Raw genomic sequence first — 24,059 nt, forward strand, 5'->3', positions numbered from 1 at the left:
GCACTGGCGGCCTTCGCCCGGTCCGGCGCACCACGCGAGGACGGTGCGCTCCCGGAGGCCGGTGAGCGCGCGGACTTCGGCATCACCTCGGTGCCGGCCGCGATCGCCCTGCAGGCCGGGCGCACGCCCGACGCGGTGGCCGTGGCCTGCGGCGAGCAACAACTCGACTACGCCGGGCTGCTCGCCCGCGCCGACGCGGTGGCGGACCGCCTGCGCGCGGCCGGCGCCGGCGCCGGCTCGGTGGTCGGCGTGGTCATGGACCGAGGTCTGGACCTGCTGCCGGTGCTGCTGGGCGTCTGGCGCGCGGGCGCGGCCTACCTGCCGCTGGACCCGGCCTACCCGGCGGCCCGCTGCGGCTTCACGCTGCAGGACGCGAAGGCCGTCGCCGTCGTGGCGCACGGCGCCTACGCCGAGGGCCTGGCCGGCGTCTTCGACGGACCGGTGCTCCGCGCCGAGGACCTGATCGCCGCCGAGGCACCGCAGACCGCGGTCAAGCCGGCCGCGTCGGACTCGCTGGACCTGGCGTACGTCATCTACACCTCCGGCTCCACCGGAACGCCCAAGGGCGTGCAGGTCACCCACGAGGGCCTGGCCAACCACCTCGGGTGGGCGGCCCGCGACCTCTGCGGCGCCCGCGAGGGCGGCTCCGCGGTCTTCTCCTCGGTGGCCTTCGACCTCGTCGTGCCCAACCTGTGGGCGCCGCTGCTGGTCGGCCAGAAGGTCCGGCTGCTGCCGCAGGACCTCGAACTCGCCGACCTCGGCCCGGCCCTGCTGGCCGGCGCACCCTACTCCTTCCTCAAGCTGACCCCGGGTCACCTGGAGATCATCACCCAGCAGATCACCGGAGCCCAGGCCGCGCGCCTGGCCGGTGCGGTCGTGGTGGCCGGCGAGGTACTGCCCGGCGCCCTGGCCGCCCAGTGGGCCACCTGGCTCGGCGCCGACCGCCTGATCAATGAGTACGGCCCGACCGAGGTGACCGTCGGCACCAGCGTCAACCGGCTCGCGGGCCTGCCCGGCGCCGGGGTGGTGCCGATCGGGCGCGCCCTGCCGAACCTTGCGATGTACATCCTCGACGAGTTCCTCGACCAGGTGCCTGTCGGTGACGCCGGCGAGCTGTTCGTGGCCGGGACCGGCGTGGCCCGCGGTTACGGCGGGCAGCCCGCGCTGACCGCCGACCGATTCCTGCCCGACCCCTTCGGTGCCCCGGGTACGCGGATGTACCGCACCGGCGACCTGGCGCGGCTGGACGCCGACGGGAACGTCGAGTTCCTCGGCCGACTCGACGACCAGGTGAAGATCCGCGGCTACCGGATCGAGCTGGGCGAGGTCACGGCCGCGGTGCGCTCGCACCCCACGGTGACCGAGGCCACGGTGGTCGCGGCCGGCGGCGAGGGCGGCGACCGGCGCCTGGTGGCGTACGTCGTCGTCACCGGCGGCGAGCTGCCGGCCGACCTGGCCGAGCACTGCGCCGGCGCGTTGCCGGAGTACATGGTGCCGACCGCGTTCGTGCCGCTGGACGCTCTCCCGCTGACCGCCAACGGCAAGGTCGACCGCCGGGCCCTGCCGGACGCGGCCGACGCGACCGGACACGCCTGCACCGCCCCGCGCACCGACTTGGAGACGCGCGTCAGCGAGGTCTGGGTCGAAGTGCTCGGACTGCCCCGGGTCGGCATCCACGACGACTTCTTCGACATCGGCGGTGACTCCGTGCGCGCCGTCGCCATCGCCGGCCGGCTGCGCGCCGAGGGCCTGAACGTCAGCACCCGCGACGTGTTCGCGCACCACACCGTCGCCCGGCTGTGCGGGGCGCTCGCCGACCGGGCCGAGATCCGCGAGGAGAGCACCAGGGTCGAGCCCTTCGCCCTGATCGGCGGGGAGGACCGGGCGCTGCTGCCGGAGGGGCTGGCCGATGCCTATCCGCTGACCCAGAACCAGATCGGCATGCTGGTCGAGATGCTCTCCAGTGAGGGCAAGCAGCACTACCACATCGTCAAGACCATCGGTCTGACCGACGAGGAGCCCTTCGACGAGGACGCGCTGCGCGCCTCGCTGGCCGAGCTGATCGCGCGGCACGAGATCCTGCGCACGACGTTCGACCTCGAGACCTACTCGGTGCCGATGCAACTGGTGCACCGGAGCGCCGAGCCGCGGCTGATCGTGCACGACTCCACCCACCTGACCGAAGAGGAGGAACCGGCCTTCCTGGCCGAGTTCCTCGACGGCGAGGCCAACTCGCCGGTGGACTACCACGAGGCGCCGCAGCAGCGGCTGATTGTGCAGAAGCTCTCCGGCGGCCGCTGGCAGCTGAGCTTCTCGCAGTCGCACGTGATCCTCGACGGCTGGAGCTTCTTCCAGCTCCGGGTGGAGCTGCTCGGGCTCTACCGGGCGCTGCGCGACGGCGGCGAGATCGAGCCGCGCCGCGAGATCGGCATGCGCTTCGCCGACCAGGTGGCGGCCGAGCTGCGCGCCCTGGCCTCCGGCGACGACCGGAAGTACTGGGCCGAGGTGGTCGGCGCGAACCCGAAGTTCGAGCTGCCCACGGCCTGGGGCGACCCGAACGCCGGCCCGGACGACGTCTTCCGCCGCTCCATCGAGTTCGGCGAACTGCTGCCCGGCCTGCGCGCGCTGGCCTTCCAGTCGGGCGCCTCGGTGAAGACAGTGCTGCTCGCCGCGCACCTGAAGGTGCTCAGCCAGATCACCGCCGAGCGCACCTTCTTCAGCGGCCTCATGTCGCACGTGCGGGCCGAGGTGTCGGGCGCCGACCAGGTCGCGGGCATGAGCCTGAACCCGCTGCCGTTCGCCTTCGACCGCACCGCCCGCACCTGGCGCGAACTCGTGACCCAGGTCTTCGAGAACGAGACCAGGACCTGGGAGCACCGGCACTACCCGATGCCGGCGATCCAGAACGAGGCGATCACCACCGGGCGCCTGATGGACGTCCACTTCAGCTTCATCGACTTCGACCAGCAGGAGGACGGTCCGGTCGACCGGCGTCTCGACTTCTGCTTCAGCTCCAACGAGTTCCCGGTGACGGTCGCGGTCAAGGCCGGCCGGCTGACCTTCAGCACCAACGCCCAGGCGATGTCCACCGAGGCCGCCGAGCTGATGGCCGAGTCGTACCTGACCGTCCTGAAGACGATGGCCGAGGACCCGGACGGCGACGCTCGCGCGGTCTGCCTGCCGGACGGCGAGGAGGCCCGCCTGCTCGCCGTCGGCACCGGCGCGACCCGCCCGGCCGAGCCGCCGCTCGCGCTCGCCGCGTTCGACGCCCAGGCCGCCCGGACGCCGCAGCAGCCGGCCGTGCTCTGCGGCGCCGACACGGCGACCTTCGCCGAGCTGTCCGTCCGGGCCGACCGGGTCGCCGCCGCGCTGGCGCCCGTGGCCGGCACCGACCGGGTGGTCGCGGTCGCCCTGGACCGCGGGCCCGACCTGCTCGCCGCGTTCCTTGGCACCTGGCGCGCCGGCGGCGGCTACCTGCCGCTCGATCCGGCCCACCCGGCCGAGCGGCTGGGCCGGACCCTCGCCGACGCGGGCGTCGTGGCCGTGGTGACCGAGGAGAAGTACGCCGCGACCTTCGCGGAACTCTCGGGCGTCCCGCTGGTCCTTGTCGACCGCGAGCTGCCCGAGCCGGCCGTCCCGCGCCAGGCCGTGGCCACCGACCCGGACTCGCTCGCCTACGTGATCTACACCTCGGGCTCCACCGGCGTGCCCAAGGGCGTGCAGATCACCCACCGCTCGCTGGCGGGCTACCTGGCCGGCGTGACCGGGCTCACCGCCGACGCCGAAGGACCGGCACCGCTGTTCTCCTCGGTGGCCTTCGACCTCGTGGTGCCCCAGCTGTACGTGCCGCTGCTGCGCGGCCGGGCGGTGCACATGATGCCCAACGACCTCGGCCTCGACGAGCTCGGCAGCTGGCTGGCGGCGAGCGGTCCGTACTCCTTCCTCAAGCTGACGCCCTCGCACCTGGGCATCCTCGCCGAGCAGCTGACCGGGCAGCAGGCCCGCGGCCTGGCGGCGATCGTGCTGGTCGGTGGCGAGACCTTCCCGAGCGCACTGGCCCAGCGGTGGGCGGAACTCTCGGGCGGCGCGCGGATCCGCAACGAGTATGGCCCGACCGAGGTCACCGTCGCCAACAGTTCCGCCGAGTACGATTCCGCGCACGGTGGCGAGACCGTGCCGATCGGCCGGCCGCACGCCGGGACCACCATGTTCGTGCTCGACGAGGAGCTGCGCCGGCTCCCGGCCGGCGTGGTCGGCGAGGTCTTCGTCGGCGGCGAGGGCGTGGCCCGTGGCTACCTGAAGCGGCCGGGCCTGACCGCGGCGTCCTTCCTGCCCGACCCGTTCGGGGCGCCGGGCGCCCGGCTCTACCGGACCGGCGACCGGGCCAGGCTCCTGGACAGCGGCGAGGCCGAACTCCTCGGCCGCACCGACGGGCAGATCAAGCTGCGCGGGCACCGGATCGAGCTGGGCGAGATCGAGACCGCGCTGGCCGCCCACGAGTCGGTGGCCACGGCCGTGGTGCTCGCGGTCGCCCAGGAGGGCAACGAGGGCCTGCGGCTGGTCGGCCACGCCGTCCCGCGCGTCGGCGAGAGCCTGGACGGCGCGCAGTTGCGCGAGTGGCTCGGCGAGCGACTGCCGGAGTACATGGTGCCCGCCACCGTGCACGTGACGGAGGAGCTGTCGCTCACCGCCAACGGCAAGGTCGACCGGGAGGCGCTGGCCCAGGCCGGCGAGGTCACCGAGGAACTGCCCTACACAGCGCCACAGACCGCGACCGAGCGGGAACTGGCCCGGATCTGGGCGGAGGCGCTCGGCCACGAGCGGGTCGGCATCGACCACACCTTCACCGAGCTGGGCGGCCACTCGATGGTCGTCATCCAGGTGGTCGCGGCCTCCCGCCGGGCCGGCGTACCGCTCAGCCTGGCGATGCTCTACCTGAACGACACCGTCCGTAAGCTGTCGGCCGCCGTGGACGCCGAACTCGCCGCCCGTGCGGCGCAGTCGGCTCCCGCGGCGCCGGCCCCGCAGGCCGCGCCCGCCGCGGTCGACCGGGCCGCAGTCGAGCGGGCGCTGGCCGAGGGCCGGGTACCCGGCGCCGTGGTCGCCGTGATCGAGGGCGGCGAACTGGTCGCCCTGGAGGTCTTCGGCTCCACCCGCAGCGAGGGCGGCCGCCCGGTCGGCGTGGACACCCTCTTCCCGGTGGGCTCGGTCAGCAAGCACATCACCGCCTTCGCCGCGCTGCGGCTGGTCGACGAGGGCGTCCTCGCCCTCGACACCGACGTCAGCGAGTACCTGACGTGCTGGCGGATCCCCGGCAACGGCACCGACGCGCCGATCACCGTCCGGCAGCTGCTGGCCCACCTGTCCGGGCTGACGGTCATGGCCGGTGCGGGATACCCGCGCGGCGCCGTCCTGCCGGAGCTGCGCGAGCTGCTCGCCGGCGAGGTCGGAGGCCGGCCGGCCCCCGAGCGGGAGCTGGTGCCCGGCGCCGAGTTCCGCAAGGCCAACACGCACTTCTCGGTGCTCCAGCAGGCGATGTCGGACGTCACCGGCGAGCCGTTCGCCGACCTGGTGGACCGGCTGGTGTTCAAGCCGCTGGGCATGACGGACTCCTCCTTCCGGCCGGAGTTCCCCGAGGGCCGCACGGCCGCCCATGGACACGACGCGCAGGGTTCGCCGGTCGAGGGCGGCTGGGAGCAGCGGGTGGACGCCGCGGCCGCGGGTCTGTGGAGCACGGCGGCCGACCTGGCCGCGTTCGCCCTGGAGATCCGCCGCAGCGGACTCGGCCGGCCGCGCGCACTGCTGCGTCCGCAGACCGTGACCGAGCTGCTCACCGAGCAGTCGCCGGGCAGCTTCTACGGGCTCGGCACGGTGCTGGACGCCGACGGCGGGACGACCTGGTACGGCCACGCGGGCGAACTGCCCGGGCACCGGGCGATGACCATGGCCGAGCTGCGCTCCGGCCGGGGCTTCGTCGTCCTGGCGGCCGGCGCCGGCGGCGACCGCCTGGTCCGGCTGTTCACCTCGGCGACCTCCGGACGCCCGGCCCCCCGCTAGGGCGTGTTTGAGAAGTAGCGTCGTCCGCCCGCGAGACAGACGGGACTTCTCAAACACGCCCCAGGGGCTGCCCGGCCCCGGACCCGGGCCCCCGCCACCGACCACGCTGGTAAAGGAACCGCATGACCAGGCACCTGATATCCCTCGAGGACCTCTCCGACGACGACCTGTACGCCATGGCCGCCCGCGCCGCCGAGCACGGGGCGGGCCGCCCGGCCGGCCACCGACCGCTGGACGGGACGGTGGTCGGGATCTACTTCCGCAAGACATCCACCCGCACCCGCACCGCCTTCTCGGTCGGCGCGCTGCGGCTGGGCGCGGGCATCGTCGCCTACGGTCCGGACGACCTGCAGACCAACACGGGGGAGACCACCGAGGACACCGGGGCGGTGTTCGCCCGGATGCTCGACATGCTCGTCGCGCGCACCGCCGGCGAGCCGGAGGAACTGCGCGGCTGGGCCGGGCAGCGCGGCATGTCGGTGGTGAACGCGATGACCGCCGACGAGCACCCCACGCAGGCCATCGCCGACCTGGCGGCGCTGCAGGGCAGGTTCGGCCGGATCGCCGGCCTGCGGATCCTCTACCTCGGCGAGGGAAACAACACCGCGGCGGCGCTCGCGCTGGCCCTTTCGCGGTACCCGGACACCTGCCTGGAGCTGCGCACGCCGCCCGGGTACGGGCTGCCCGCCCGGATCCTCGAACTCGCCGGCGCACGGGCCGAGAAGAGCGGCGCCCGGATCGTCGAGCGCCACGACACGGCCGACCTCCCCCCGGGCTTCGACGTCATCTACACCACCCGCTGGCAGACCACCGGGACCAGCAAACCGGACCCGGACTGGCGGCGCGGCTTCGAGCCCTTCCGGGTCACCCGGGAGCTGTGGCGCACCAGCCCGGACGCGGCGTTCATGCACGACCTGCCGGCGCACCGCGGCGAGGAGGTCAGCGCCGAGGTGCTGGACGGCCCGCGCAGCATCGCCTTCGACCAGGCCGCGTGCAAGATGTACGGCGCGATGGCGGTCCTCGAATGGTGCCACCACGGCGTGGTCGTCCCGCCCCGGGCCACCGGGGTTGAACTCGGGTGAGCCGGACCGAGGCGACCGAGCGGAACGACGAAGTCCGACCGCTCTCCAAGAACCGCGACTTCAACCTGCTCTGGCTGGGCGCCGGGGTCTCAGCGCTCGGCAACCGGGTCGCCTCCACGGCTTTCCCGCTGCTGGTCCTCTGGCAGGGAGGGTCGATCTCCTCGGCCGGCCTGGTGGCATTCGCGTCACAACTGCCGGCCCTGGTCGTCCAGTTGCCGGCCGGCGCCCTGGTGGACCGCTGGGACCGCCGACGGGTGATGCTCGTCTGCGACCTCGCCGCGGGCCTGGCCATGGCCGGGGTGGTGACCGTGCTGCTGCTCGGCCACCTGTGGATCCCCCTGCTCATGGTGGCGGCCTTCATCGAGGGCGGCGCGATGATCTTCTACCGGCTCGCCGAGCGCGCCGCCGTCCGCAACCTGGTGCACCCCGAACACCTGTCCACCGCACTCTCCCGCAACGAGGCGCGCGGTCAGGCCTCGGGCCTGCTGGGCAGCCCGCTCGGCTCCGCCCTGTTCACGCTGCTGCCGTGGCTGCCCTTCCTGGTCTCGCTGGCCGGCCGGGCGGTGGCCGGTCTCAGCCTGCTGGCCATCCGGACCGAGTTCCAGCAGACCAGAGCGAAGACCGGCGAGCGCAATCTGCGGGCCGAGATCGGCGCGGGCATGGCCTGGCTGTGGCGCCAGCGCTTCCTGCGGGCGGCGATCTCCCTGGTCGCCGGGAGCAACCTGGTCTTCCAGACGACCAACCTCGCCGTGGTGCTGATCATCAGGCGCAACGACGGCTCGCCGATGGAGCTCGGTGTGGTCAGCGTGGTCGGCGGGCTCGGTGGTGTGCTCGGCGCGATGTCCGGCGGCTGGTTCCTGTCCCGGCTGTCGGCTTCCGGGATCGTGATCGGCGCCCTGATGGTGTGGACCGCCCTGGTCCCGCTGATTCTGCTGAGCCCCAACCCGGTGGCCCTCGGCGCGCTGTCCGCAGGGATCGCCGCCGTCGGCGCCACCAGCAACCTGGCCGCCGGGGTCTATCTGACCAAGGTCTGCCCGGACGAGATGCAGGGCCGGGCGATCAGCGTCGCGAGCCTGCTCTCCTCCGGCACCAACTCACTGGGCGCGATGGCGGCCGGCTTCGCATTGGCCCACGCGGGACTCACCAGCACGATCGGCGTGGCCGCCGGCTTCATGGCGCTGCTTGCCGTGACCGCCGTGGTGAGCCCGGCGGTCCGATCCGGCCGGGAACCGCTCAAGTAGGGCTTGTCAGCGGGGCCCTGGCGCCGGTCGACCGGCCGACCGGACGCGATACAGAGGGCCTATAGGCAGTGGGCGGAGCGTGGAGTCGGTGCCCGCCGGCACATGTTGAAGGGACGGACGTGAATCACAACTGGAAGCCCCGGGAGCTCAACCCGGACGAGATCGGCACCGCCGCGAACGCGGCGGCGCTGGTCGAGTACCTGCGCGGGATCGACCTGGCCGCGCTGCTGACCGCGGAGAAGGCGCTGGTGATGCGCGGGTTCGGGGTCGCGCCCGGTGAACTCGACGACGTGCTCGACGCGTTGCTGCCCGACCGGCTCGCCTACGTGCACGGCAACTCGCCGCGGACCAAGGTCGGACGCAACGTCTACACCTCGACCGAGTACCCGGCCGCGCTGGCGATCTCGATGCACAACGAGATGTCGTACGCCTCGCGCCGGCCGACCCGGCTGGCCTTCTACTGCGAGACCGCGCCCGGCTCCGGCGGCGCGACCCCGGTGATCGACGGCGAGCTGTGGCTGGAGTCGGTCGGCCCGGAGATCCGTGAGGCCTTCGCCGACGGCGTGCGCTACCAGCAGAACCTGCACGGCGGATACGGCCTGGGCAAGAGCTGGCAGCAGACCTTCGAGACCCAGGACCGCAGCGCGGTCGAGACCTTCCTGGCCGAGTCCGCCGCCACCTGGGAGTGGCGCTCGGACGGAGGCCTGCGCATCGAGCAGTTGCGCCCCGCCTTCGTCCGCCACCCGGTGACCGGCGCCGAGGTCTGGTTCAACCAGGCCGACCAGTGGCACCCGGCAGGGCTCGGCGACGAGACCGCGCGGGCGCTCACCCAGATCATGCCGCCCGAGGACCTGCCGCAGTCCGTCGCCTTCGCCGACGGCAGCCCGATCCCGGACGAGTACGTCACCAGGATCCGCGACCTGGGCCTGGAGAAGGCGGTCGACGTGGACTGGCAGGCCGGAGACCTGCTGCTGATCGACAACGTCCTGGTCGGGCACGGCCGGCGGCCCTTCGACGGTCCGCGCCGTGTGCTGGTGGCCATGTCCGGAACCGACGAGGCGTGAGGAAGCCGCACCATGACTGACAACACCCTGGCACACGTCATCGAGGCCGGGACGGACGGCCGCGCCCCCCGGGAGGTGTTCGAGGCCGAGCGCTCCCGAATCCGCCGAAAGTTGCTGGAGCACGGTGCGGTGCTGCTGCGCGGCTTCCCGATCGACGGGGTCGCGGGCTTCCAGGAGGCCGTGCGGACCCTCTCCGGGGACCCGCTGGTCTACAACGAGCGCTCCTCCCCGCGGCACTCGATCCTCGGCAACGTCTACACCTCGACGGACTACCCGCCGAACGAGGAGATCTTCCTCCACAACGAGAACTCCTACCAGGCCTCCTGGCCGCGTCTGCTGTGGTTCTACTGCGAGACCGCGCCGGAGACCCGGGGCGCCACGCCGCTGGCCGACATCCGGGCCGTCCACAGGGCGATCGACCCGAGCGTGCGCGAGGAGTTCGCCCGCAAGGGCTGGATGGTCGTGCGCAACTTCCACGAGGGCTTCGGCGTGCCGTGGCGCTCGGTGTTCAACACCGATGACCGCGCCGTGGTCGACGCCCACGCCAAGCGCAGCGGCCTCGAGGTGGAGTGGCGCAGCGCGGACGGGCTGCGCACCAAGGCCGTGCGCAAGGCGATCCACCGTCACCCCGACACGGGCGAGGAGGTCTGGTTCAACCACGCGACCTTCTTCCACTGCACGACGCTCGCGCCGGACGTCCAGGAGGGCCTGCTCGCGCTGTTCGACGAGGAGGACATGCCGAGCAACACCTACTTCGGTGACGGCACGCCGATCCCGGCCGACGTCACCGCGCATCTGCGCGACTGCTACCGGGCCGCGTCCACGCGCTTCGACTGGCAGCAGCGCGACATCCTGATCGTCGAGAACATGCTGGCGGCGCACGCGCGTGAGCCGTTCACCGGCCCGCGCAAGATCGCGGTCGCGATGACCGAGGGCCACACGCCCGACTCCGACTCCGGGGTCCAGGCGAGTTGAAATCCTTCCCGCAAGCTGCGCGGTCGTCCTGGCTGCGCGGCTTCGTCCCGCGCAACACCGCGGCGCACGCCCGGCTGGTCTGCTTCCCGCACGCCGGCGGGACGGCCGGCGCCTTCCGGGAGCTGGCCGAGCTGCTCGCGCCCGGGATCGAGGTACTGGCGATCCAGTACCCGGGCCGGCAGGACCGCTTCGCGGACCCGTTCATCGCCGACTTCGAGGAACTCGCCGACCTCCTCGCCGAGCTCCTCACCCCCGGCCTGGGCCGGCCGCCCACCGCCTTCCTCGGGCACAGCATGGGCGCGACCGTCGCCTACGAGGTGGCACGCCGGCTGCGGCCCCGCTACCCCTCGCCGCTCACCGCACTGTTCGTCTCGGCCCGCAAGGCCCCCGATCGGATCACGCCGATGGGGCTGGAGTTCGACGACGAGGAGATCCGGCTGGTCGTCGACCGGCTCGGCGGCACCGGCAGCGAACTGCTGCGCCACCCCGACCTGTGGGAACTCTCGGCGCCGGTCCTGCGCAACGACTTCCTGATGAGCGAGCGTTACCACTTCACCCCGGGGCCGCCGGTGGCCTGTCCGCTCACCGTCCTGGCCGGCGACGCGGACGAGGCCTTCACCGAGCAGGACGCGGCGCACTGGTCCCGGCACACGCTCGGATCCTTCGCCGTGCACACCTTCGAGGGCGGCCACTTCTACTTCGAGCAGAATCCCGAACCCCTGGCGCAGGTCCTGGCCCAGGCCCTGCGCCAGGGGACGGACCAAGGGAGCAAACCATGACCGTGGACCTCGCCGGCTACCGGAACGTCCCCGACGCCCTCGCCGACCGCGCCCGGCTTCGTCCGGAGCACCCGGCCCTCATCGTCTCGCCGGACGGCGGACCGGACGGGGAGGAGGTGTACACCCACGCCGAACTGCTCGCCCGGGTCGAGCGTTCGGCGCGCTGGTTGGCCGCTCGGCTGGAGCCCGGCAGCCGGGTCGTGCTCGCGCTGCCCAGCGGCGTGGGCTTCGTCGAGTCCTATTTCGGCTGCCTGACCGCCGGGATGCTCGCCGTCCCGGTGCCGCCGCCCGGCGGTTCGGCGCAGGCACGGGCGCGGATCGAGCAGATCGTCCGGGACTGCGAGCCCGCCCTCGTCCTCACCGAGGAGGGCGACGTCCAGGGCCTCGCCGAGACGGTCGCGCAGGCCGGCCTCGCGGGCTGCGCCGTGCAGACCCCCGCCGTCGCGCAGGCCGCGGCCGAGGAGCGGGCCCCGCTTCCGGAGGCCGGCCGGGACACCCTCGGCGTCCTCCAGTACAGCTCGGGCTCCACCGGCGAACCCAAGGGCGTCATGGTCAGCCAGGGCAACGTCCTCGCCAACGCCGAGCTGTTCTGCCGGGCCAACGGCGCCGACCAGGACGACGTCTTCGGCGGCTGGATCCCGCTGCACCACGACATGGGCCTGTTCACGATGCTCAGCTCCGCGGTGCTCGCCGGGGCCACCGCCGTGCTGATGCCGCCGACCGCCTTCGTCAGGCGGCCGGCCACCTGGCTGCGGCTGATCCAACGTCACCGGATCAGCGTCAGCGCGGCGCCGAACTTCGCCTTCGACCTCTGCGTGCGGCTGGTTTCGAAGGAGCAGGCGGACGCCGTCGACCTGTCCAGCCTGCACTGCGTCATCAACGGCTCCGAGCCCATCCATGTGCCCACGCTGCGCGCCTTCACCGAGCACTTCGCCGCCGCGGGGTTCGCCCCGGAGGCCATGACGCCCGGCTACGGCCTCGCCGAGGCGACCGTGTACGTCTCGACCAAGCCGCCGCGGCAGCGGCCCGCGCTCCTCACCACCGGCGCCGGCGGGGAAGTCGCCGGCTGCGGTCTGCCGATCGGCTTCGAGCTGCGGATCGTCGACCCGGTGACCCGCCTGGCCTGCGCGCCGGGCGAGACTGGCGAGATCTGGGTGCGCGGCGAGAGCGTCGGACAGGGCTACTGGAACCGGCCGGGGATCAGCGAGGAGATCTTCCGGGCCACCCTGGCGGACTCCGCCGACGACACTTGGTGGCTGCGTACCGGTGACCTCGGCAGCGTGCAGGAGGGCGAGCTGGTGATCACCGGCCGGCTCAAGGAGGTGATGGTGGTCCGCGGCCGCAACGTCTTCCCGCAGGACGTCGAGCACGAGGCTCGCACGGCCCACCCGCTGCTGGCGGGCTTCCTCGGCGCGGCCTTCGCGGTGCAGGCCCCCGAGGAGCGCGTGGTGCTGGTGCACGAGATCAGCTCCGTGGCCTCGCCGGAGGAGTTCCCCGCCCTGGTCGCGGCCGTCCGCAAGCAGCTGACCGGGGTGCTGGGGTCCCCGCTGCGCGACGTGGTGCTGCTGCGCCGCGGTGCCGTCCGCCGGACGACCAGCGGGAAGATCCAGCGCGGCACGATGCGCTCGCTGTTCCTGGAGGGCGGCCTCGCTCCGGTCTACGCCGACTTGTCCCCGGAGGTGCGCGGACTGCTGCCGGCCTGAGACCGGTCCCCGACGCGACAACGACGAAGGTGCGGTTCCTGGGGGAGGAACCGCACCTTCGTCGCGCTCAGCCGAGCCCGGGTGGATCCGGGAGCTCGCCGAGGTTCTGGGCCACCCAGACGTCGTCGTAGACGGTGTCCAGGTAACGTTCGCCGCTGTCCGGGAAGAACAGCACGCTGGTCGAGTGGTCCGGCAGCTTCGGGGCGAGCCGCTCGTAGGCTGCCACCACCGCGCCCGAGGATGCGCCGGCGAGCACGCCGGTGCGCGCCACCGTACGGCGGCAGGCCGCCACGCACTCGAGGTCGGTGACCCGCATCCCCTCGTCGACCAGCGAGAGGTCCACCAGGGCCGAGCGCACCCCGGCGCCGTGGCCGGGCAGCAGCCGGCGCCCGGACTGCCCGCCCAGGATGACGCTGCCGGCCGCGTCCACCGCGATCACCTTGGTGGACATGCCGCTCTGCCGGACGTACTGGGCACAGCCGCGCAACGTACCGAAGGTGCTGACCGCGGCGAACAGGTAGTCCACGTCGTGGTCGAGCTGCTCGGCGATCTCCCGCATGGTGCGCTCGTGCGCACGCGGGTTGAGCGGATTGCCGTACTGGTTGGGCCAGTAGACGTGCGGGTCGGAGGCGACCAGCTCCCGCACCCGGCGCAGCCGGGCGGCGAGGAACTCACCGGTCTCCGGATCGGGCTGGTCGACCATCTCGACCCGCCCGCCGTACGCCTCGATCAGCGCGAGATTGCTGCGTGCCGTACGAACGTCGGCGACACACACGAACCGCATGCCGTAGTAGCGGCACAGCTGGGCCAGACCCACGCCGAGGTTGCCGGAGCTGGACTCGACGACGGTGGTCTTCGCCGGGTCCAGCTCACCGGAGCGGATCCGGGTGGAAAGCATCTCCAGCGCGGTGCGGTCCTTGATGCTGCCGCCGGGGTTGAACCATTCGAGCTTGGCGAACACGCGCGAGCGGGACCCCGGCACGAGGCCGTCCAGCGCCACCAGCGGAGTGCCGCCGATGGCCTCCGTGATTCCCCGCAGGACCGGGGCGGTCATTCCTGGCCGCCGCCGTTCACGAGGTACTCGGCGAGTGCCGTGACGGTCTCCAGGTCCCACAGCAGAGTGGGGTCGGCCGTCACGCCGAACTCGTCCTCCATGTCCGCGGAGAGCGAGAAGGCGTAGACCGAGTCGAGGCCGTAGTCGGCGAGCGGGACGTCGACGGCGATCTCCTCGGCAGGCAGCCGCACGTAGTAGGCGACCCGGCCGATGAGCCAAGAGGTCGTCTCCGCAAAGGACTTCGGCGCGTTGAGTGAACTGGGTGTCATGGTTCTTCCTAGGTGTCCGGGTTTCCCGGGCGCCCTGTCAGATCGAGCGGGCGCCCGGCATGGTGAAGGTCCGCCGTCTGCCGGAACAAGGCATCCTCGAGCTCGGTGCGTTCCTCGGCGGTGATCGGCCGGCGGCCCGGGAGGCGGGCGGCCAGCCGGTCGAGGGCGGCCGAGGCCCACAGGTCCTCGCCCAGGCCCCGGCCCGTGCCGCCGCCCGCGTGCCGCCAGACGCCCAGGCAGGCGGCCGCGGCGAGGACGACGGTGTAGCGGTGCGCGGCCTCGAACGCGGCCGCCGAGGCGTTGATCGTGGTGTCCTGCGGGGCGAGGCCCGTGAAGTCGTCGCGAAGCCGGGCGAGTTCGTCGCGGAAGTACGCAGCGAAGCGGGTGGGCAGGCCGCCGCCAGGCTGTTCGGCGACGGCGGCGAGGGTCGCCGAAACGGTGTCGGTCCAGGGGATGCCGAGCCCGAGCGCGGTGAAGTCCATCGGCGGCAGGGGTGCGCCGGGGCGGAACAGCCCGGCCTCGCCCGGTGCGGAATCGGTGCCGAGCCAGGAGCGCTGGGCCAGCCGGGGCAGCAGCGGCAGCAGGCCGGCCTGGCAAGCGGTCCGCGATGCGTGCATGAACGCGATCGGGGCGAGGTCGCGGGCGAGCTTCTGGAAGATCGCGGCGGGCCCCTCACGCAGATACGACTGCGCGCCCAGGACCATCCGCAGCGTGTCAACGACGTCCTTGAGCAGCTGCGGGACGAGGTACTTGACCGCCGCCGCGAGCAGCTGCGCCTCCTTCGGCAGGAGGTGCAGCGCCCGGATCGCGACCGCGCACAGCGCGTCCGCCGCCAGCAGGTCCGCGGCGGCGCGCGCGATCGAGGCCCGCACGTACGGCAGCGCGACGATGGGCGCCCCGTACAGCCGGCGCTCCTCGGCCGCGGTGAGTGTGACCCGCAGGCCGGTCTCTGCGGTGGCGAGGAACATCGCCGGCAGGGTGGTGCGCGTCACCTGGAAGCTGCGCAGGCCGAGTTCGAGGCCCTGGCCGGGTGCGCCGAGCAGTGCCTCGGCCGGGACGGGGTAGCCGAGGAACTCGGCGCCGCCCAGGTGCACGCCGCGCAGCCCGCTGCTGCGGTATCGCGGCCCGGAGCGCAGCCGCGCCGAGGCGAGGTCCAGCTCGGGGAGCAGGAACAGACTGTGGCTGCGGCCGCCCGGACGGTCCGAGGTGCGGGCGAACAGCACCATGCCGTCGGAGGCGCCGAGGTTGGTGACGACGTCCTTGCGGCCGTGCAGCTCCCAGCCGTCGGGGCCGGAGGTGGCGCGGAAGGCGGCACTGGTGAGGTCGTTGCCGTGTTCGAGTTCGTTGTAGGCGGTGGCGAAGCGCCTGTTCGCGGACAGCGCGTCCGCCATGGCGCGCCGCTGCGACTCGTCACCCCCCACCCACACCTGCACGGCCGCCAGGTACGAGCTGCCGGCGTAGCCGACGCCGAGGCACGGGTCGCGCCGCCAGAGCACCCGCATGGTTGCGACGAGTCCCTCCAGCGAGTCGAGCCGCCCGCCGAGCCCGGTCGGGACGAGTTCGCGGTTGAACGCGAAGCCGTCCAGGGCCTCGGTGGCAGCGGCGAGCTGGTCCTCGCGCTCGTCGGCCGCGAGCAGGGCCCGGAAGCCGGTCGGGTTCGTCTCCTGCCACGCGTCACCGAGCAGGGCTTCGAGGGCGGACGCGCGGTCAGCCATGGGAACGCTCCAGGTGCTGTACGAAGCCGAAGGCCGTGATCGGGCCGGGGTGATCCGTCGCTCGGACGAGCCAGTCCACCAACCGGTGGTCGAGCTCCGCGTGCCCGGCCGGGGCAAACTCCGGCGCGTCGCCGCAGAGAGCCGGGTCGAGCCGGCGGACGATCTCTCGCAACACGCCGGTGAGCCACAGTTGTCCGGCCCACAGCTCCCCGGCCCACGGCTCCGCGCCTTCGGCTGCCGCGCGGTTCGCCGTCCAGAGGTGCAGGGCGGACGCGGCAGCGAAGCAGAGTTCGTACTGCCGGGCCAGGTCGTGGGCGTACATCGAGGGCTGCCGGTTCGGGCGGACGTCAGCCATGGCCCCGCAGACCCGGTCCATGGCGTCCACCGTGTGCCGGGCGAGCGCCGACAGGCCGGCGTTCCCGGCCGCCTCCACCGCGGACAGCGTCGTCCGCGCGGACGCCACCACGCTGCACCCCTGTCGGCTCGCCGCCCGCAGCCGCATCCATGGCATCGGGGCGAGCGGCCCGGTCAGCGTGGTCGCCGCGGCCAGGCCGTGCCGGTCGGCCGCGCCGACGGCGTGCCCGGCGGCGATCATGGCGAACTGGTTGATCAGCGCGTGGCGGTTGACCGGGGTGCTGCCATCGAAGATGGCGAGCACGGCGTGGTCCCGGGCGAGTTTCTGAAAAGCTCCGTGCTCGTGGAGCTCGGTGAGCAGGGAACGGGCGCCGAGGAATTCGCCGAGCCGGCTGAGCATCTCGTCGGCCAGCGTCGGCGCGAGCGCCTTGAGCACGGCCGACACCACGCTCATCTCGCCGGTGAGGGTGTGCGCCGCCCGGCAGCCGACCATCCCGGCGGCCTCGGCCGTCAACAGGGTGGCGGCCGAGCGGCCGAGCAGCGAGCGGACGAAGGGCCGTTCGATCAGCGGCCGCCCCTGGATCCGGTGGTCCATGGCGAACCGGGTGGCCAGCCGGAGGGCGTGCTCGGTCGCGCCGACCGAGAGCGCGCTGCACAGTGTCCGGGTGAGCTGGAGGCCCTTGAGGACGGTCTCCACGCCGCCGCCCGGCGTACCGACCAGCGCCGACTCGTCGACGCGCGCGCCGTCGAAGCGAATCCCGCTGATGTCGACGCCCCGGATGCCCAGGGTGTCGACCTTCGGCAGCTGCGTCGTCGAGCCGGGCGCCAGCTCGGCCTTGTCCACCAGGAACAGGCCGAAGCCGCGGCCGCCCCCGCGTTCGTCGGTGCGGGCCAGAACGGTGAGCAGGTCGCCCCGGCCGGCGTTGTTGATCGGCCACTTGGTGCCGTCGAGGCGGTAGCCGCCCTCCTCGGGGACGGCGGTGAGTTCGCCGGCGAGCAGGTCGGCGCCGTGGCCGGGCTCGGTCAGCGCCCAGCCGACCCGCGACCCGCCGAGGACCGCTCCGGCCAGGCCCCGGGCCTGCTCGGGCGAACCCGCGATCCACACGCAGACCGAGCCGAGGTACGTCTTGGCGTGCGCCACGGCGACCGACAGATCGTGCCGGCTCATCGCCCGCCATAGCTCGAACAGCTCCTGGTGGCTCTCCAGCCGGCCGCCGTGCTCGCGCGGTACGTAGTAGGCCGGCAGCCCCGATCCGTCCAGCCGGGCGAGCTGGTCCCGCGGGTAGGCGGCGTCGCGGTCGAGCTCCGCGAGCATCGGTGCGGCCCGGCCGAGGAGGGCGTCGATCTCCTTGGCCAGGGCGGTCGCGTTCTGCGGCTCAGCCATCGGATCCCACCACATTTCCATAGCCGCCCCACAGGGCGAGGTCGGCGAACCCGTGGGCCACGGTCTCCTGGTCCAGCGAGTCGACCGACGCGTCCGGGGTGGCCGCCAGGCCCTCCAGGACGCGGATCACCCGGTCCAGGACGCTCTGGGCCTCGTCCACGCCGTAGACGTCGGGCCGGTAGCCGAGCCACAGGCGCAGCCGTGCCCCGGGTACGACCACCAGCCGGAGTGGGAAGTGCGTCCCGTCGTGCCCGTCCAGCGCGGTCAGCCGGACCTCGCTCAGCTGCGCGTCCAGGGCTTCCAGGTCCAGCGGGTAGTTGAGGCAGACCATGGTCGTGTCGAACAGGGTCCGGCCGCGGGCCGCGTGCTGGATCTCGGCGAGGCCGAGGAACTGGTGGCCGAGCAGCTCCGTCTGCTCGCGCTGCAGCCGCTCGAGCATGTCGATGGCGGGTTCGGCCGGATCCATCCGGACCCGGACGGGCACCGTGTTGGTGAACATGCCGACGGCGCGCGCGATACCGGGCAGCTGGGGCGGCCGCCCGGACACCGAGGTGCCGAACACCACGTCCTCGCCGCCGACGATGCCGCCGAGCACCACCGCCCACGCTCCCTGCGTCAGGGTGTTGACGGTGAGACTGCGGCCACGGGCGAGCTCGGTCAGCTCCGTGGTCAGCTCGGCCGAAAGTTCGGTGCGCAGCTGGCTGTGGCGGACCGAGCCGAGGCCGGCCGCCTCGGGGGCGACGACGGTGGGCTCGGCCGGTCCGGGCAGGGCCGCCGACCAGGCCCGCGCCGCCGCGTCCCGGTCCTGACCGGCCAGCCAGGACAGGTACCCGGCCGGCGAGCTCTCCTGGGCGGCCTCCAGGGTCTCCCGGCCCTCGTAGAGCGCGAACAGATCAGTGAGCAGCACCGGGGTCGACCAGCCGTCCCACAGCAGGTGGTGGTTGAGCAGGAAGACCCGGTGGCGATCGGCGTCGAGCCGGACCACGACGAGGCGCAGCAGCGGCGGGTCGGCGATGTCGAACCGCACTCGCTCCAGCTCCGACTCCAGGTCGGCGAGGGCCGCCGCACGGCCGGTCTCGCCGTGGCCGGCGAGGTCGACGAACCGCCAGCCCGGCACGGCCGAGGCACAGACGATCTGGAGCGGCTCGGCGCCGTCCAGGCAGTCGAACGCGACCCGCAGCGCCGGGTGCCGCTCGACCAGCCGCCCGGCCGCCCGGCGAAGCCGCGGGGCGTCGAGCGGGCCGTCGAGGTCGAGCGTCAGCCGGGCGACGTACGCGTCCTCGGCGTCCTCGTCCAGCAGGGTCTGGGTGAGCAGCCCCTGTTGGAGGGGCGTCAGGGGCCAGATGTCGGTGAGGTCGGGGCGCTCGCGCTCCAGCCGCTCCAGGCGGTCGGTGTCCAGGGCCACCAGCGGGAAGTCCGACGGGGTACGCCCGCCGAAGCCCGGGGCGTCGGCAGCGGCCGCGAGCCGGCCGAGCGAGGCGAGCCAGGAGTCGGCCAGGCCGCGGATGTCGTCCTCGCCGAACAGCCCCTCCGGCCAGGAGAACACCGTCACCAGCCGCAGTCCGTCCGCGTCCTCGTGGGCGATCGAGTCGACCTCGATCTCGTGGCTGAACGGCATCGCGGGATCGGCGCCCGAGCCCGGCGTCCGCCGGTCCGGCTCGACGCCCCACGGCCGGCCCGCTTCCATGGCGAACCTGCCGAGGTAGTTGAAGCCGATGCGGGGGGTCGGCGCGTCGGGGAGGGCGGCCGTCAGGTACTTGGCCGGGCCGAAGCCGGTGCCCCGGCCCGGAACCGCACGCAGTTGCTCCTTCACCTGCTTGAGCGCGTGCCCGAGGTCCGCACCCGGGCCGGGGTCCACCCGGACCGGGTAGATCGCGGTGAACCAGCCGACGGTGCGTGAGAGGTCGGCCGAGGCCAGCGACTGCTCCCGGCCGTGGCCCTCCAGGTCGATCAGGACCTCGCTGCGGGACGGCCCGCCGCGCTGCTCCCGCCAGCGCGCGAGGGCGAGCGAGAACCCGGTCAGCAGGACGTCCTCGGGCCCGGCGCGGAAGGCCGCCGGTATGCCCACCAACAGGCGGCGGGTGACTTCGGCGGGCAGCTCGACACGCAGGTGCCGGGCGCGTCCGGCCAGGTCGACCGCCGGGTCCAGGGCCCGGCCGGCGATCCGCGGGTCGGGGGTCCGCAACACCTCCCGCCAGAAGTCAGCCTCGTCCGTCGTGTCGGCGATGGCCGCGTGGAGCCGGTGCGACCAGTTCCGCAGCGAGGTGGGGACCGGCGGCAGTCCGGGCCGCCGACCTGCGCGCACCGCGTCCCACGCGGACGCGAGGTCGGCGAGCAGGATGCGCCAGGACACCCCGTCGACCACCAGATGGTGAGCCATGAGCAGCAGCCTGCCGTCCTGCTCGCGGCCGTTGTCGAACCAGACCGCCCGAAGCATGTGGCCGTGCCAGGGGTCGAGCAGGTCGCGCGCGAGGACGGTCTGCTCGTCGAGGGCCCCCGGCGTCGCCGGCCCGGGGACGGTGGTCAACCAGTCGGTGACGTCGTGCCGGCCGGTCTCGTGGACCAGCAGCCGGGGCGTGTCGCGGTCGCCCGCGACCAGGACCGCCCGTAAGGCGTCGTGCCGGTCCACCACGGCCTGGAGCGCCGCCCGCAGCGAGGGCAGGTCGGCCTCCCGGGGCACCCGCACCACCACGGACTGGTTGAACCCGCGCACCCCGTGATTCCACCCGGTCACCTCGCCGAACCAGGCGAAGGCCGGGGTCGGCGGGACGTGCCCGGAGGGCTCGGCGACCGGCTCGGCCAGAGCTTCCTCGGTGTGGGCGACGGCCGCGAGCTCGCGCGGGGTCCGGTGGCGGAACACATCGGTGGGGGACAGGCCGACCCCCGCCTCCCGCGCCAGCGAGACGACCTGGAGGGCCATGATGGAGTCGCCACCGTGGTCGAAGAAGGACTCGTTCACGCCGAACCGCGCTACGCCCAGCACCTTGGCGAAGACCGCACAGAGCGCCGTCTCGGCCTCGGTGACCGGCTCTGCGCCCTCCGTCCCGGGGAGCGCGAAGTCGGGCTCGGGCAGCGCGGCGCGGTCCACCTTGCCGTTCGGGGTGAGCGGGAAGGCGTCCAGGACCACGATCGCGGCTGGGACCATGAAGTCCGGCAGCGAGCCGGCCGCCCGGCGCCGCAGGGCCGCCCGGTCCACGGTGGCGCCGGGCTCGGGCACCACGTAGGCGTGCAGCCGCGTCCCGCCGGCGGCGGCGACCACCAGTGCGTTGGCGACGGCTTTGTCGCGGGCGAGGACGGACTCGATCTCGCCCGGCTCGATGCGGAAACCGCGGAGCTTGATCTGGGCATCGACGCGGCCGAGGTACTCCAGGGTGCCGTCAGCGCGGCGGCGGGCCAGGTCGCCGGTCCGGTACATCCGGGTGCCGGCCGGGCCGATCGGGCAGGGCAGGAACTTCTCCGCCGTTGCCGCCGGGCGGTCTTGGTAGCCACGGGCCAGGCCGACACCCGCCACGTACAGCTCGCCCGGTACCCACGCGGGCAACGGCTGGAGCTCGTCGTCGAGCACAAACATCCGGGCGTTCTGGATCGGCCTGCCGATCGTCGGCTTCACCCGGCCGTCCAGCGGCACGCTGCACGAGGCCGTCACCGTCGCCTCTGTCGGGCCGTAGGCGTTGAACATTCGGCGCCCGGCCGACCAGCGCTCGGCCACCTCGGGCGCGCAGTCCGCGCCGCCCACCACCAGCACCCGCAGCTCGGGCAGCGGGACGTCGGGCAACGTCGCGACGACGACCGGCGGCAGCGCGGCGTGCGTGATCCGCTGCTCGCGCAGGAAGTCGTGCAGGTAGCCACCGGAGAGCGTGCGGCCCACCGGGGCCAGCACCAGGCAGGCGCCGGAGGCGAGCGCGGGCCAGATGTCGGCCACCGCGGCATCGAAGCTGGGGGAGACGAACTGCAGGGCCCGGCTGCCGCGTTCGAAGCCGAACCGGGTGATGTGGTCGTCGACGAGGTTCGACAGCCCGGCGTGCGAGACGACGACGCCCTTCGGCCTGCCCGTCGAACCAGAGGTGTAGATGACGTACGCCGGGTGCTCGGCCAGCACCTCGCGTTTGTCCGCCGCGCTGCCGCCGTGCCCGGACACCGCGCCGGTGCGGTCGATGACACAGGCCGGCCTGGAGTCGGCGACCAGCAGCTCCCGGCGCTGTTCCGGGTACTCCGGGTCCACCGGGACGTACGCGGCCCCGGCCTTCAGGACGGCCAGCATCGCCACCACGAGCTCTGGTGAGCGCGGCAGCATGATCGCGACACGGTCCTCCGGCCCGACCCCACGCTCTGCCAGCTCACGGGCCAGTACCCCGGCCCGCTCGTCGAGCTGTGCGTACGTCAGGGTCTCCGGGCCCGCGACAAGCGCGAGATCGTATGGGTGCGCGGCGGCCCGCTCCGCGACGGTCCGCGCGACGAACCGGATGCCCGGCTCCCGCGCGGTGTCCTTCCCCTCGCCGAGGACCACCCGTCGCTCCTCGTCGGACAGGAGCGGCAGTCGGCCGACCGCCAGGATGGGCCGGGCCGCGGCGGCCTCGGCGAACCGGAGGAAGCGGTCACGGTGCGCCCGCACCTCCTCCTCGGTGAAATAGTCCGGGCTGGCGTCGCAGGCGATCCCGACGCCGCCCTCGGCCGGGCTCCCGATCCCGAAGGTCAGGTCGGGCGCGGGACCGGCCGACAGGCTGTGCACGGTCACCGGGTGCCCGGCCCACGCGGTGGTGGGCAGCGGGGGCAGGAAGTTGACCATCGCGCCGAGCAGGCCGAACTCGTCCCCGGCGAGGCCGAGCGCTCGGGTGAGGTCCTCGTGCCGGAACCGCTGGTGGCGCAGCGCGGCCGTGAACTCCTCGCCCACCTGGACGAGCAGGTCGGCCAGGCTCGCCCCGGCCGGCACGGTGATCCGCAGCGGCACCGTGTTGCTGGCCATGCCCGGGGAGCGCCGTTCGCCCGGGGACGTCCGGGCCGCCACCGGCAGGCCCAGCACGACCTCTTCACGGGCGGTCATCCGGGCGAGGTAGGCCGCGGTGATCGCCGTGACCACCACGGGCCAGCCGGTGCGCCGCTCGCGGGCCAGGTCGCGCAGCGCGCGGACCGACTCGACGGCGAACACACCGGTGCAGCTGATCCGCTGGGGGTGGGCGTCGGCACCGGCCGGCTGACTGGTGCGCACGGTGAGCCGGCTCGGCAGCGGCCGGTCGGCGAAGTGCTCGGTCCAGTACGCGGAGTCCAGCGCGTACTGCTCGGACCCGCGGTACACCGCGTCCGCCGCGGCGAGCGCAGGGAACGGCTCGAAGCGCCCTGCGCCGGGAGCCTCCCCGGTGGCGAGCGCCGAATACAGTTCGCCGAGCCGGCCGAGGACCATCGCGTACGTGGTCGCGTCGGCCGCGCAGTGGTGGTATCGCTGGTAGAAGAAGTGCAGGTCGGGCGCCAGGCGCAGCAGCGCGGCGCGGGACAGCGGGCCCCGGTCGAGGTCGGTGGGCCGGCGCAGATCCGCCCGCATCCAGTCCGCCGCGGCCGCCCGGGGGTCGGCGGCCGCGGTGAGGTCCACCAGCGCGAAGCCGTCCGCTTCATCGGCCGGGGTGGTCACCCAGGTGCCGTCCTGCGCTACGGCGCGCAGCCGCAGCACACCGCACTCCTCGGCCAGCCGTCGCCACGCCCGCCGGAGCACCGCCTCATCGACCGGGCCGCCGACCTCGGCGTAGCCCGCGATCACGAAGCGGCGCCCGGTGGCGTCGAGGCGCTGCGCGGCCCAGGCACCGAGCTGTGCGGCCGACAGGCTCATCGCTGCTCCCCGGCCTCGATCGCGAACCCCTCCGAGGAGCCCTCCGCCGACTGCGCCGGGAAGACCTTGCGGAAGGTGAAGGAGTGCGGGGTCGGCCCGTGCTCGCGCAGGTGCAGGAGCCGAGCATGCGCCTCCTCGACGGTGGGCGCGGTCCAGGCCGGGACCCACCAGAGCACCTGGAAGGCCTCCGGCATGGAGACGAAGAACTCCTTGCGGCGCCGCATGAAGGCCGCGTGGTCCCCCTGGTAGACGAAGTCGCGCAGGTCGTCCAGCGTCTCCCAGACGGAGAGGTTGACGATGACCCGCGGGTCGTCGGGCCACACCGCGTCCACCACCCGGCGCCCGTCCGAGGACCCGCCGAAGAGCCGCCACACATAGCCCTTGCTGAACTGGGCCTGACGGTTGATCGGGTCGAAGTTCTCGATGAAGTCACGGAACCCGGGTGAGTCGACAGGTACCGCGGGCAGGCCGATGTTGACCTGGGCGATATGGAATTCGGCAGGCATGGGGACTCCACTTTCGGACGGGGCCGGCGGCTGCCACGCTGCCGACGTTCCGGTATTC

Annotated in this window: 13 protein-coding genes (1 of these 13 cut by a window edge); 7 read left to right on the forward strand and 6 right to left on the reverse strand. The window is 73.4% G+C overall.

The window, feature by feature from the left end; genetic code table 11:
* The 7 genes from OG520_RS35850 to OG520_RS35880 all read left to right on the forward strand — a co-directional run.
* Nucleotides 1-6,057, forward strand: the end of a protein-coding gene (locus OG520_RS35850) for an amino acid adenylation domain-containing protein (protein ID WP_406015874.1). 15,996 nt of this gene lie to the left of the window's left edge; the window shows 6,057 of its 22,053 coding nt (coding positions 15,997-22,053); its start codon lies off the left edge, out of view; its stop codon occupies nt 6,055-6,057.
* Nucleotides 6,058-6,179: 122 nt separating this feature from the next.
* The gene (locus OG520_RS35855) at nt 6,180-7,139 is read left to right on the forward strand and encodes an ornithine carbamoyltransferase (protein WP_399334085.1); all 960 of its coding nucleotides are present in this window, start codon (nt 6,180-6,182) and stop codon (nt 7,137-7,139) included.
* The gene (locus OG520_RS35860; protein WP_406015875.1) at nt 7,136-8,380 is read left to right on the forward strand and encodes an MFS transporter; all 1,245 of its coding nucleotides are present in this window, start codon (nt 7,136-7,138) and stop codon (nt 8,378-8,380) included. Before OG520_RS35855 ends, OG520_RS35860 begins: the two co-directional genes overlap by 4 nt.
* A gap of 119 nt (nt 8,381-8,499) precedes the next feature.
* Nucleotides 8,500-9,444: a TauD/TfdA family dioxygenase gene (locus OG520_RS35865; RefSeq protein WP_399334089.1), complete on the forward strand. Its 945-nt coding sequence runs from the start codon at nt 8,500-8,502 to the stop codon at nt 9,442-9,444.
* A 12-nt stretch (nt 9,445-9,456) separates the two neighbouring features.
* On the forward strand, nt 9,457-10,419 hold the full coding sequence (locus OG520_RS35870) for a TauD/TfdA family dioxygenase (RefSeq protein ID WP_406015876.1): 963 nt from the start codon (nt 9,457-9,459) through the stop codon (nt 10,417-10,419).
* Complete coding sequence (locus OG520_RS35875; protein ID WP_406015877.1) at nt 10,416-11,198, forward strand: thioesterase II family protein; 783 nt, start codon at nt 10,416-10,418, stop codon at nt 11,196-11,198. The genes OG520_RS35870 and OG520_RS35875 overlap by 4 nt, the downstream gene beginning before the upstream one ends.
* Entirely contained in the window at nt 11,195-12,901 is a 1,707-nt protein-coding gene (locus OG520_RS35880; RefSeq protein WP_406015878.1) for a fatty acyl-AMP ligase, read from the forward strand. The genes OG520_RS35875 and OG520_RS35880 overlap by 4 nt, the downstream gene beginning before the upstream one ends.
* A gap of 67 nt (nt 12,902-12,968) precedes the next feature.
* Here OG520_RS35880 and sbnA read toward each other — a convergent pair whose 3' ends face one another.
* The 6 genes from sbnA to OG520_RS35910 are packed head-to-tail and all read right to left on the reverse strand — an operon-like array spanning nt 12,969 to nt 24,001.
* On the reverse strand, nt 12,969-13,955 hold the full coding sequence (gene sbnA, locus OG520_RS35885; protein ID WP_406015879.1) for a 2,3-diaminopropionate biosynthesis protein SbnA: 987 nt from the start codon (nt 13,953-13,955) through the stop codon (nt 12,969-12,971).
* Nucleotides 13,952-14,224 (reverse strand): acyl carrier protein, encoded by a 273-nt coding sequence (locus OG520_RS35890; RefSeq protein ID WP_406015880.1) that lies wholly within the window; start codon nt 14,222-14,224, stop codon nt 13,952-13,954. Before OG520_RS35890 ends, sbnA begins: the two co-directional genes overlap by 4 nt.
* A gap of 8 nt (nt 14,225-14,232) precedes the next feature.
* On the reverse strand, nt 14,233-15,939 hold the full coding sequence (locus OG520_RS35895) for an acyl-CoA dehydrogenase (RefSeq protein ID WP_406015881.1): 1,707 nt from the start codon (nt 15,937-15,939) through the stop codon (nt 14,233-14,235).
* Nucleotides 15,932-17,677, reverse strand: a complete 1,746-nt coding sequence (locus OG520_RS35900) for an acyl-CoA dehydrogenase family protein (protein ID WP_406015882.1) — start codon at nt 17,675-17,677, stop codon at nt 15,932-15,934. Before OG520_RS35900 ends, OG520_RS35895 begins: the two co-directional genes overlap by 8 nt.
* Entirely contained in the window at nt 17,670-23,495 is a 5,826-nt protein-coding gene (locus tag OG520_RS35905; RefSeq protein WP_406015883.1) for an amino acid adenylation domain-containing protein, read from the reverse strand. Before OG520_RS35905 ends, OG520_RS35900 begins: the two co-directional genes overlap by 8 nt.
* Entirely contained in the window at nt 23,492-24,001 is a 510-nt protein-coding gene (locus OG520_RS35910; RefSeq protein ID WP_399334105.1) for a DUF3291 domain-containing protein, read from the reverse strand. The genes OG520_RS35905 and OG520_RS35910 overlap by 4 nt, the downstream gene beginning before the upstream one ends.
* Nucleotides 24,002-24,059 lie beyond the last annotated feature (58 nt).

Source organism: Streptomyces sp. NBC_00984 (genome assembly GCF_045162475.1).
In the GTDB taxonomy this organism is placed as follows: Bacteria; Actinomycetota; Actinomycetes; order Streptomycetales; family Streptomycetaceae; genus Streptomyces.